We start from the raw sequence: 11,252 nt of genomic DNA on the forward strand, positions 1-11,252 counted from the left end.
TCCTTCGGAACATCGCGTATAGAAGAGGATCGCCCGGCCGTTGCCGTCGATGACCACGAGGGTGTCGCCGACGATCCGGTAGCCCGCCGCCGTCCGGAGGAGGGCGAGATACGTGGCCTCCTGCTCCATGATCCCCTCGGGCCCGGTCGCGGAGGCCTTCGTTGCGATGATCCGCTCGACGGCGATCCCCGTCTCGTTGACCCGGTAGGGGGCCGAGTAGGCGTTGCACCCCGCCGACCCGGAGAGCGTGCCGTCCGGGTCGAACGTCAGGTTGATGGTGGTGCCGGGGACCGGCGAGACGACGGTGCTGCCCTCGGTGCAGTAGCGGGAGAGTTGCCACTCCGTATCGAGGAGCGGCACGCTCTCAGGCAGCTCTTCCCGGGCAAAGATGAGCAGGTCGCGGCCCGACGGCCCGGAGAGGACCAGCCGTTCGTCCTCGATCCGGTACGAGGCAGCCGCAACGAGGAGTTCCTGGTAGCGGCTCTCCTGCTGCATGAGTTCCTGCGCCTTCGCGGGGTATGCCGCCGTGACGGCGACGGGTTCTACCTTGATGCCGGAACCATTGATCCGGTAAGAGGCCGCATAGAGGTTGCATCCTGCGGAGCCAGACAGCGTGCCGCTGTCGCCGAAGATGATGAGCGGTTGCGCCCCCGGAAGGGGTGCGGCGACGGAGCCGTTATCGGCGCGGAACGCGACCAGGTCCCATGCCGTCCCCGCAAGGGGTTCGGCGACCTGGTCGGCGTCGTCGGGAGGCGTTCCCGTCCCGCCGGAGTAGCCGGCCGAGACGAGGCATGCCGCCACGATGATCGTGAGCGCGATCTTTGCGAGTATGGTATGCCCATCTCCGATCATCGGTACCACGAATAGGTGTAGGTGGAAAAAGAAGAAAAAATAACCTATTTTCATCGAGGTTCTCTCAATCGCCTGCTTCCGGGTTGCTGGATGGGTGCAGCGTCGATCCGCTGTAAGAACTCCGAACCGACTCTGGCTCGTGATGCGACGCCTTACTATGGAGAGAGGAGGAAAAGAAAGGAGAAGAATGCCGGGGCCTTCCGGCACCTGAAACCGGGAGGTCACGCCATGATAGGGGGATCTGCGCTCAGTACGAGGCTACGACATTTCCGTCTTCATCGAGGAGGTCGTAGTCGCCCCCATCGGGCGGAGACATCCACCGGCCTTCGCTCGACGGTGCCTGCACAAAGGTGAGCAGGTCGGTGCCTGCCTCGTTCGCGAGGCTCAGGCGATTGCCCTCCACCCGGTAGGACGAGACGCTGCTCAGGAGATTCAGATACGTGTTCTCCTGCTCCATGACGCCCTCCGGCTCATTGCAGTACATCTTCGTGCTGATAGGCGGCTCGATGGTGAGGTTTGCACCGTCGAGCACGTAGCCTGCCCCGTAGGAGTTGCACCCTGCGTTGCCGGTGACGTTTCCGTCAGGCGAGAACTCTGCGGTGATCGTCGTCCCGGCGATCACCGAGGAGATCGCCTCGCCGTTCAGGCTATAGGACTCAAGCGTCCACCCGGTCCCGGTGAGCGGGGCCGGGGGGACCTCCGGTGCCTGCACGAAGAAGAGCACGTCGGTTCCCTCCGTGTCCGTGAGGATCAGGCGGTCACCCTCGACCCGGTAGGAGGAGACGTTCGCGAGGAGACCCATGAACCTCCCTTCCTGCTCCATGACGCCGGGCGTCTCGCAGTACATCAGGGTGCTGTAGACCGAGGAGACCGAGAGGGTCGCGCCGTCGAGACTGTACTGGCCGCCGTAGTGGTTGCACCCGGCGTTGCCGGTGACGTTCCCGTCGGCAAAGTTCGCGGTGATCGTCGTCCCGGCGAGCACCGAAGAGACCGCGTCTCCACCGGTGCTGTAGGCCTCAAGCACCCAGTCCGTCCCGGTGAACGGGAGGTCGGGCGTCGGGGCGACCGGTTCGAAGACCAGGAGATCTGCACCCTCGTGGTCGGTGAAGATCAACCGGCCGCCTTCCGTCCGGTAGGAGGAGGTATTGGTGAGATGCGCAAGGTAGCGGTCCTCCTGGTCCATGAGACCCGGCGGCTCGCTGCAATACATCTCGGTCCGTATGGGCGGCTCGATGGTGAGGTTCGCGCCGTCCACGGTACAGTCCGCGCCGTAACTGTTGCACCCGGCAGAGCCGCCGAGCCCGCCGTCCGCGCCGAAGACGAGCGTAACATTCGTACCGGCAAGGACCGGGATCATCGCGCCGTTCTCATCGGAGAGGGTTGCAAGTTCCCAGGAGGTTCCGGCGAGTTCCGCGGGCTCTTCCTTCGTGAAGACGAGGACGTCGGTGCCGTCCGCGTCGGTGAGAATGAGCCGTTCATCCTCGATCCGGCAGCCTGCCGCCGAGCCGAGGAGTTCCATGAACCGGGCCTCCTGGTCCATGATGCCTTCGGGCTCCGTGCAGAGTTTCAGTGTCTGGACGAGCGAGGAGACCGAGAGGTCTGTTCCATCAAGGCTGTAGTTGCCGCCGTAGTAGTTGCACCCGGCAGAGCCGCCGACCTTGCCGTCGTCGTCGAACCGGGCGGAGACTTCAGTTCCGGAGAGGACCGGGATGAGCGTGTCGTTCTCGTCGAGATAGGAGTCAAGCGACCAGGTGACTCCGTTGAGCCCGGAGACCGCACCGGGCGCCGACGTACCCGCCGTGCAGCCCGCGGCGATGATGCATGCCGCAGTTATAACAAGCAGCGATGCCGTCGCGAGGATGTGGCTTCTGTTTCTTCTGTTCAGTGCCATACAACAGCATATGGGCGGGAAAGAGAGATAAAAGCATGCTTGACTACGAAAAAAATCGAACCTATACGGAGCCGGTTCGGCAAACCGAGAGAGAATACCCGGAATTTTGGTTCTTGCCGCTACACGCTTCATTGAGGTTGCACGGGCGGCTCGTGGGGTATCTGAACGGTTCGGCCGCTCCACGGGGATTGTCTTCCCTGCATACACGTCATTTATCCGGGAAGGAAGAGTATACCGGGCGCGGGAGATGAGCACAATGGTGGCATTGATCCTTTTACGGCACGGCGAGAGCCTCTGGAACAGGGAGAACCGGTTCACGGGCTGGACCGACGTGGACCTCTCGCCTAGCGGGCTACAGGAAGCCCGCCGGGCGGCGGAACTTCTCAGGGACGGCGGGTATACGTTCCGCGTCGCGTACACCTCCGTCCTGAAGCGGGCCATCCGGACGCTCTGGATCGTCATGGACGACCTCGACCTCATGTACGTCCCGGTATACCGGTCGTGGCGGTTAAACGAGAAGAGTTACGGCGCCCTGCAGGGCTTAAACAAACAGGAGACCGCCGAAGAGTACGGTGCGGAGCAGGTGCATCTCTGGCGCCGGGCATACGACGTCCGGCCGCCGCCGCTTGCGTGGGACGACCCGAGGCACCCGCGGTTCGACCCCCGCTACGCCGACCTGGACCCGGAGAGCCTTCCTTCGACCGAGTCCCTGCACGACACGCTGGAGCGGGTGCTCCCCTGCTGGGAGGGACGAATCGCGGCGGACCTCCGGAAGGGCAGGCCGGTCCTGGTCGCCGCCCACGGCAACAGCCTCCGGGCTCTGGTCAAGCACCTTGACGGGGTTCCCGACGACGAGATCGCAGGCCTCAACATCCCCACCGGTTATCCCCTCGTCTACGAACTGGACGGGAGCCTGCAGGCCGTCCGGCACCACTACCTTGGCGACCCGGAGGAGATTGCGGCGGCCGCACGGGGTGTGGCCCGGCAGGCCGGGCCGGGGTAGCCGGTGGCAAAGATCATATATACCCTCCCGCAGAGGGGGCCTCAGTCTGACAGGGGGAAGTGTCATGAAAAAGGTTGCCATCAACGGATTCGGGCGGATCGGGCGGAAAGTCCTCTACAACTACCTCACCGATACGTCGGAGAAGATCGAGATCGTCGCGGTGAACGATCCAAACCCGACGGAAGAACTCGCCTACCTGATGAAGTACGACTCGGTCCACGGGCGGGCGCCGTTCCCGGTCGAGGCCGGAGCGGACCGGCTCCGGTTCGGGTCGCACGAGGTGCGGGTGCTCCACGAGAGGGACCCCGCCCGCCTCCCGTGGAAGGACCTCGGCGTGGAGATGGTGCTCGAATGCACGGGGCGCTTCACCGAGCGGGCGAGGTCTGCAAAGCACCTGGAAGCCGGAGCGTCCCGGGTCGTCATCAGCGCGCCCTCGCCCGACGCGGACCAGACGGTCGTGCTCGGCGTCAACGAGGGGGAGTACGACCCGGCGAAGCATACGGTCATCTCGAACGCCTCCTGCACGACCAACGCGCTTGCGCCGGCGGCGAAGGTCTTGAACGACACGTTCGGCGTCGAACGGCTGATGGCGACGGCGATCCACGCCTACACCGCCACTCAGGCGCTGGTTGATCGGGCAACGAAGAAACCCCGCCGGGGCCGTGCCGCAGCGGTCTCGCTCATCCCGACATCGACCGGCGCAGCCGTCGCCACCACGCGTGTCCTCCCCGAGCTCACCGGGAAGATGGACGCGATTGCAATCCGGGCTCCCATCCCCGACGGGTCGGTGCTCGATATCGTCGCGGACCTCTCGCGGGAGACGTCGGCGGACCAGGTGAACGCCGCGATGAAGCAGGCGGCGGAAGGATCGATGCAGAGGTACCTCGCGTATACCGAGGACCCGATCGTGTCGGCCGACATCGTCGGCGACCCGCACTCCGGGGTCGTCGACGGGCGCTCGACGAGCGTCGTCGGCGGGCGGATGGTCAAGGTCCTGGTCTGGTACGACAACGAGTTCGGGTACGCGAAACGTATGGTCGACATCGCCTCATACATGGCCTCCCGGGAGTGAGGGGGACGCACCATGGTTAGACTCGTCTTCTTCGGCCTCGATGAGCACGAGCAGGATGTGACCCGGAGGGCGTTCGCCGGCGAGGGCGGCTACGACGTCGCCCTCTATGCCGAACCGCTCACGATCGAGAACGTCTCGCTTGCCCATGGCGCCGAAGGTATCGGGGTTTTTGTCATGTCGCGCGTCACCCGCGAGGTCCTCGACCGGCTGCCGGACCTCAAGATGATCGCCGCCATGTCCACGGGGTTCGACCACATCGACTTCGTCGCCTGCCGGGAGAGGAAGATCGCCGTCTCTAACGTCCCGCGCTACGGCGACACCACGGTCGCGGAGTTCGCGTTCGGGCTCATCCTGGCCCTTGCCCGGCGGTTCAGGCCGACGTTTGAGCGAACGGACCGGGGCGACTTTTCGCGGGCCGGACTCCAGGGGATGGACCTCGCCGGTAAGACCCTCGGCCTGATAGGGACCGGGCGCATCGGGTCGCACCTCGCCCGCATCGCCCGTGCGGCGGAGATGGAGGTGATCGCCTACGACCTGAAGCCGAACCCGGCCCTCACAGAGGAGTACGGCGTCCGCTACGTGGACCTCGACGACGTTCTCCGGCAGGCGGACGTCATCAGCCTGCACGTCCCCTACACGAAGGCGACGCACCACCTGATCGATGCAGAACGGTTGCGGCTGGTCAAAGATACCGTGCTCCTCGTCAACACCTCCCGGGGCGGCGTGGTGGATACGGGAGCGGTCGCGGACGCCCTGCGCGAAGGTCACCTCGGGGGAGTCGCGTTCGACACCTTCGAGGGCGAAGAAGTCTGGATCCAGGAGGAGTTCCAGGGCGCCGGCGAGGCGTCGGAGGACGATCTCCGGGATGCGCTCGAGAGTTTCGGCCTGCTGCACTCCGATAAGGCGATCCTCACGCCCCATAACGCCTTCAACACGCGGGAGGCGGTCGACCGGATCCTCGATGCAAGCATCGAGAATATACGGGCCTTCTTTGCCGGGAACCCGCAGAACGTCGTCGCCGGGACCTACCGGGTCCCGGCAGAGGCCCCTGCCGGAGGGGGAGCATGAAGCAGGACGCTACCTACATCCGCTGGCTCGCCGATATCAGGAACGAGGACGTCGGCCTGGTCGGCGGGAAGAACGCATCGCTCGGCGAGATGTATAGCCAGCTGACCCCGCAGGGCGTGAAGATCCCCGACGGGTTCGCCGTGACTGCCGAAGGCTACCGGCACGTCCTTACATCCGCAGGGATTCTCGACGACCTCAAAGAGGCACTTGCCGGGCTCGACCGCAGCGACGTCGCCGACATCGCAGAGCGGGGAAGGCGGGCCCGCGACCTGATCCTTTCGGCAGGGGTCCCCGACGACCTCTGGAATGAGATCCGGACAGCCTACGATATGCTCTGCGACGAGTACGGGCCCGACGCCGACGTCGCCGTCCGGTCGAGCGCCACCGCCGAAGACCTCCCGACGGTCTCGTTCGCGGGCCAGCAGGAGACCTTCCTGAACATCCGCGGCTACCAGGCGCTCCGGGAGGCCTACGTCCGGTGCCTCGCCTCCCTCTTCACAGACCGGGCGATCGCCTACCGGGTGGACAACGGCTTCGACCACTTCAAGGTCGCCCTCTCGGTCGGGGTCATCAAGATGGTCCGCTCCGACCTCGCCGCAAGCGGGGTCATCTTCACGCTCGACACCGATACCGGTTTCCGGGACGTCGTCCTCATCACGGGGTCCTACGGCCTCGGCGAGATGATCGTTCAGGGCGCCGTCAACCCCGACGAGTTCTACGTCTTCAAACCGACATTCCGGAAGGGGCACCGGGCCATCGTCAGGAAGAACGTCGGGGAGAAGCGGGTGAAGTTGATCTACGGCCACGGGGGCGAGAAGGAGGTCACCCGGAGGGTCGATGTCCCGGAAGCCGACCAAAAAAGGTTCTGCATCGGCGACGACGAGATCCTGACGCTTGCCGGGTACGCGCTCACGATCGAGGACCACTACTCGGAGAAGGCCGGAAAGCCGGTGCCGATGGATATCGAGTGGGCGAAGGACGGCGAGACCGGGGAGCTCTTCGTCGTCCAGGCCCGGCCCGAGACGGTGCAGTCGCAGAAGGCGGGAGACGTCCTCGAGACCTACCGCCTTGACGAGCGCGGGACGGTGCTTGCCGCCGGAAAGAGCATCGGCGATAAGATCGCCGTCGGGAAGGCCCGGATCGTCACCGACGTCAGCCGCCTCCCGGAGTTCAAGCCGGGGGAGGTCCTGGTCTCCGACACCACGACGCCCGACTGGGAGCCCGTGATGAAGACGGCCGCCGCCATCGTGACGAACCGGGGCGGGCGGACCTCCCACGCGGCGATCGTCAGCCGGGAACTCGGCATCCCTGCGGTCGTCGGGACGGGCGACGCGACCGAGAAGGTCCCGACGGGCCGGGAGGTGACGGTGAGCTGCGCCGAGGGCGAGGAGGGGTTCGTCTACGATCGAGCCCTCCCGTTCCACGTCGAGAGGACCCGGCTCTCGGACCTGCGGCGGCCGAAGACCGAGGTGATGATGAACCTGGGGAACCCCGACGCGGCCTTCGGATTGGCGATGGTCCCGAACGACGGCATAGGCCTCGCCCGGATGGAGTTCATCATCAGCAGTTACATCAAGGTCCACCCGATGGCACTTGTCCACCCCGACCGGGTCGAGGACGAATCCGTCCGGCAATCGATCGCGGACCTCACCTACGGCTACCCGAACGGTGAGGAGTACTTCGCCGAGAGGCTCGCGGAGGGGGTCGGGACCATCGCCGCGGCGTTCTACCCGAACCCCGTCGTCGTCCGGACGAGCGACTTCAAGACGAACGAGTACGCGAGCCTCCTCGGCGGGACCTACTTCGAGCCGAAGGAGGCAAACCCGATGCTCGGCTTCCGCGGTGCCTCCCGCTACTACGACGAGCGCTACCGGGAGGGATTCAGCCTCGAGTGCCGGGCGCTGAAGCGGGTGAGAGAAGTGATGGGCCTCGCGAACCTGATCATCATGATCCCATTCTGCCGCCGGGCGGAGGAGGCAAAGAGAGTCATCGAGGAGCTCGAAAAGAACGATCTGCGCCGGGGTGAGAACGGTCTCCAGGTCTACCAGATGTGCGAGGTGCCGAGCAACGTCGTCGAGATAGATGCATTCAGCGAGTACTTCGACGGGTTCTCGATCGGCTCAAACGACCTGACCCAGCTCGTCCTCGGCATCGACCGCGACTCGGCGGTCGTGGGCGGGGCCTTCGACGAGCGCGACCCGGCCGTTAAAAGGATGGTCGCGATGGCCGTGGAGGGCTGCCGGCGGAACCATCGGCACAGCGGGCTCTGCGGCGAGGCGCCGAGCACCTATCCGGAGTTCGCCGACTTCCTGGTGGAGCAGGGAATCGACTCGATATCGGTCGAGCCCGATGCGATCCTCAAGATCACCCTCCGGGTGGCGGAGGCGGAGGAGCGGCTCAGGGGCGCGAAGAGGGCGGCCCCGGTACCCCGGTGATACCCCTCACCGGGCGAACCGTATACCGGCGTGGTCGATGAGGCGGTAAGCGTAGACCTTCACCGGGTCCGTGATCACAAGCGCCCAGATGAGCGCGTAGACCCAGACGAACGCCGCAAGCGGCCAGCCGATGGGTTCTATGAATACCCCGTAGACGGTGATCAGGGTCGCGACCGTCTGCGTGACGATCACCGCCCCGAGCAGGACCGGTGCGGGCCGGACGGACCAGAACGGGCCCCGGGTGCGGGCGACGAAGACGGTGAGGTGGCCGGCAACCGCGAGTTTGAGGAAGATGAGCGACCGGATGACCTCCAGGGGGAGGTTGAGCGGACCCTGTGCGATGGCGAGCATGGTAAACGAGGATACGACGCCCACAAACCCGATGATCGTCGCGAGGGTGAGGATCTCGCGCATCTTCCACCGTTCGGGGGACCGGGAGTAGAGGACGTTGTCCCAGGCGATGGTCATGATCGGTATGTCGTTTAAGAGGGCAAGGAGGACGATCATCAGGGCGGTTATCGGGAAGAACCCGAAGATCAGGATCGAGAGGGTGATGAAGAAGAGGACGCGGATGGTCTCGGCGATCCGGTAGGTGACGTAGTGGGTCATGCGCTCGAAGATCATCCGGCTCTCTTTGATCGCATCGATGATCACCGAGAGGCCGGGTTTCGTGAGGACGATCGCGGCCGCCGACTTCGCCGCATCCGTGGCCCCGGCAACGGCGATCCCGACGTCCGCCTTTTTGAGGGCGGGGGCGTCGTTCACGCCGTCGCCGGTCATGCCGACGATGTGCCCCCGCGACTGGAGGAGGGAGACGATCCGGTACTTGTGCTCGGGGAAGACCTCGGCGAACCCGGCCGCTTGCTCGACGATCTCCGCGGCTCTCGGGTCGCTCTCCTTGACGAAGGCATCGGCGGTGGCGATCTCCGGCCGGAGGCCCACTTCCCGCGCAACCTCCCGGGCGATCGCTACGTGGTCGCCGGTGACCATCTTGACGTCGAGCCCCATCTTCGCCGCCGTCCCGATGGTCGCCGCGGAGTCGGCGCGGGGCGGGTCGTGAAGGCCGAGAACGCCGGCGTAGGCCCAGGCGCCGGGGGCATCGCTCCTTGCGACGCCGAGCATCCGGTAGCCCTTCCCGGCGAAGGTTTCGGAGAGGCGGTCGACCGTTTCGGTAAGGTCTTTTCCTCCGCCGGCGAGGGCGAGGATTACCTGCGGAGCGCCCTTTGCGACCGAGAACTCGCGGCCGTCGGCGCCCCGGACCGTGGCCTCGGTGCGCTTCGCCACGGGGTCGAACGGTTTGAAGCCGGTGACGGTAAAGGAGGAGAGCCGGTCCCTGAGACCCTGCGCATCTTCCGACTCGATGATCGCGATATCGATGGGGTCCCGGTCCTCCTCACGGGAAGCGAGGAGGGCGGCGAGCAGGACGTCGTCCTTCCCGAACCCCTCGAACGGGACGACCTCGGCGAGGGTGAGCCTGTTCTCCGTGATCGTCCCGGTCTTGTCGGTGCAGAGGACGTCCACCCCGGCCATCTCCTCGATGGCGACGAGTCTGCTGACGATGGCTTCCTTCCGCGCAAGCGCCGTCGCCCCCACGGCCATGGTGATCGAGAGGACGGCCGGCATTGCCGCGGGGATGGCCGCCACGACCAGGACGAGCGCGAACTGGAGGGTATCAAGGATGCTCTCCTGCCGGATGAGCGAGACGATGAAGACCACGGTGACGAGGGCGACCGCGAGCACGATCAGGTAGTCGCCGATCCTGACGACGGCCTTCCGGAAGTGGCTCGTCGTCACCGCCTCCCCGGCGAGCCGGGCGGTCCGGCCGAAGAAGGTCGCATCCCCCGTAGCCACCACGAGCGCCGTCATCTCGCCCTGTTTGACGGTGGAGCCGGAGTAAGCCGTATCCGAGGCGTGCTTCTCGACCGGCATCGACTCCCCGGTGAGGGCGGACTCGTCGGCAGAAAGGAAGTCTCCTTCGACGAGTTTGATGTCGGCAGGGATGATATCCCCGTTCCGGACCCGGACGATATCGCCGGGAACGAGGTCCCGTGCGGTGATCTTCTGCCACTTGCCGTCGCGAAGCACCCTCGCCTCGAGCGCGAGCCGCTGTTTCAACATGGCGATGGCGTTCCCGGCCTGGCGTTCCTGCCAGAAACCGACGATCGCATTGACGAGGAGGAGGGCGAGGATGATCGCGAAGTCCTCCCAGCGCCCGATGGCGGCGGATATGATAAGCGCCGCCTCGATCATCCAGGGGATGGGGCCCCAGAAGTAGCGCAGGAACTTTTTGACCGCGCTCTCCTCCTTCTCGGGGAGCTCGTTGTAGCCGTATGTCCGGATCCGGTCGTTCGCCTCGGATTGGGAGAGACCTTCCCGCCGGGAGGAGAGGGCCCGGTAGAGGTCGTCGACGGCCATGCCCCGGGCCTCGTCGGTGCTGATCGCCTCGTGCTCCATGGTTGCCGCCCTCTCTATCGGATCGTATATAGGTGCCGCCTGCTGGCCTCCGGGCCCGGTGTGTTTGTGGGGATACCCAGGGAAGCCGCGTTCGGGGGGCGCAGGTAGAGGGATGGTCTGGACTCTGGCCTGTCCCCAGGTTTATCCCCATACACAGGACCGTGGGGGCTATCGCCACGGGGGGTGGGACCTCTCCTGTCTCTCGCAAGGCGGTACCCGCAACCCCACCCCGCCCGGCCTGCGGCCTCCTCAGTCGCACCTGCGGTGCTCCAACTCCTGCTGTTCCAGCAGTCGTTCCCAGCCCCAAGGGGCGGGGGCAGTGCGTGGGGATACCCAGTGGGAAGCCGTGTCCGTGTGTGGCTCTAGATCCGGTTCTTCCCCGGGCCTGTCCCGCTGCAGTGGACCGTGGTGGCTATCGCCCCTGGGGGAGGGGCTGACGGGGAGGGGGGCTTGCCCCCATCCCCTGTCTCACCAGGT

7 protein-coding genes are annotated in these 11,252 nt (G+C 65.6%); 4 read left to right on the plus strand and 3 right to left on the minus strand.

Going from position 1 to position 11,252, the window contains the following annotated elements; genetic code table 11:
* Together BRA49_RS10645 and BRA49_RS10650 are read right to left on the minus strand one after the other, a co-directional pair.
* Positions 1 to 852 (minus strand): META domain-containing protein (locus BRA49_RS10645; RefSeq protein WP_292385941.1); only part of this gene is annotated, 852 nt, incomplete at its 3' end.
* Positions 853 to 1,099: 247 nt separating this feature from the next.
* A complete protein-coding gene (locus tag BRA49_RS10650; protein ID WP_292385943.1) occupies positions 1,100 to 2,743 on the minus strand; it encodes an META domain-containing protein in 1,644 nt (547 codons plus the stop codon).
* Between the two features lie 256 nt (positions 2,744 to 2,999).
* Here BRA49_RS10650 and gpmA point away from each other — a divergent pair, with 256 nt between their 5' ends.
* The 4 genes from gpmA (at position 3,000) to ppsA (ending at position 8,321) form a co-directional block, all read left to right on the plus strand.
* On the plus strand, positions 3,000 to 3,746 hold the full coding sequence (gene gpmA / locus BRA49_RS10655) for a 2,3-diphosphoglycerate-dependent phosphoglycerate mutase (RefSeq protein WP_292385945.1): 747 nt from the start codon (positions 3,000 to 3,002) through the stop codon (positions 3,744 to 3,746).
* 64 nt (positions 3,747 to 3,810) lie between these two features.
* A complete protein-coding gene (gene gap, locus BRA49_RS10660) occupies positions 3,811 to 4,818 on the plus strand; it encodes a type I glyceraldehyde-3-phosphate dehydrogenase (RefSeq protein ID WP_292385947.1) in 1,008 nt (335 codons plus the stop codon).
* Between the two features lie 12 nt (positions 4,819 to 4,830).
* Positions 4,831 to 5,886: an NAD(P)-dependent oxidoreductase gene (locus BRA49_RS10665; RefSeq protein WP_292385949.1), complete on the plus strand. Its 1,056-nt coding sequence runs from the start codon at positions 4,831 to 4,833 to the stop codon at positions 5,884 to 5,886.
* A complete protein-coding gene (gene ppsA / locus BRA49_RS10670) occupies positions 5,883 to 8,321 on the plus strand; it encodes a phosphoenolpyruvate synthase (RefSeq protein ID WP_292385951.1) in 2,439 nt (812 codons plus the stop codon). Before BRA49_RS10665 ends, ppsA begins: the two co-directional genes overlap by 4 nt.
* A gap of 6 nt (positions 8,322 to 8,327) precedes the next feature.
* Here the strand turns inward: ppsA and BRA49_RS10675 are convergent, their stop codons facing one another.
* Entirely contained in the window at positions 8,328 to 10,775 is a 2,448-nt protein-coding gene (locus BRA49_RS10675) for a plasma-membrane proton-efflux P-type ATPase (protein WP_292385953.1), read from the minus strand.
* Positions 10,776 to 11,252: the final 477 nt, after the last annotated feature.

This window comes from Methanoculleus sp. UBA430, from assembly GCF_002506585.1.
Classification (GTDB): Archaea; Halobacteriota; Methanomicrobia; order Methanomicrobiales; family Methanoculleaceae; genus Methanoculleus.

Excerpts from the sequence above, each read along its gene's own strand:
- BRA49_RS10650 (WP_292385943.1), bottom strand. The coding sequence starts at position 2,743 with ATGGCACTGAACAGAAGAAACAGAAGCCACATCCTCGCGACGGCATCG.
- gpmA (WP_292385945.1), top strand. The coding sequence starts at position 3,000 with ATGGTGGCATTGATCCTTTTACGGCACGGCGAGAGCCTCTGGAACAGG.
- gap (WP_292385947.1), top strand. The coding sequence starts at position 3,811 with ATGAAAAAGGTTGCCATCAACGGATTCGGGCGGATCGGGCGGAAAGTC.
- BRA49_RS10665 (WP_292385949.1), top strand. The coding sequence starts at position 4,831 with ATGGTTAGACTCGTCTTCTTCGGCCTCGATGAGCACGAGCAGGATGTG.
- ppsA (WP_292385951.1), top strand. The coding sequence starts at position 5,883 with ATGAAGCAGGACGCTACCTACATCCGCTGGCTCGCCGATATCAGGAAC.
- BRA49_RS10675 (WP_292385953.1), bottom strand. The coding sequence starts at position 10,775 with ATGGAGCACGAGGCGATCAGCACCGACGAGGCCCGGGGCATGGCCGTC.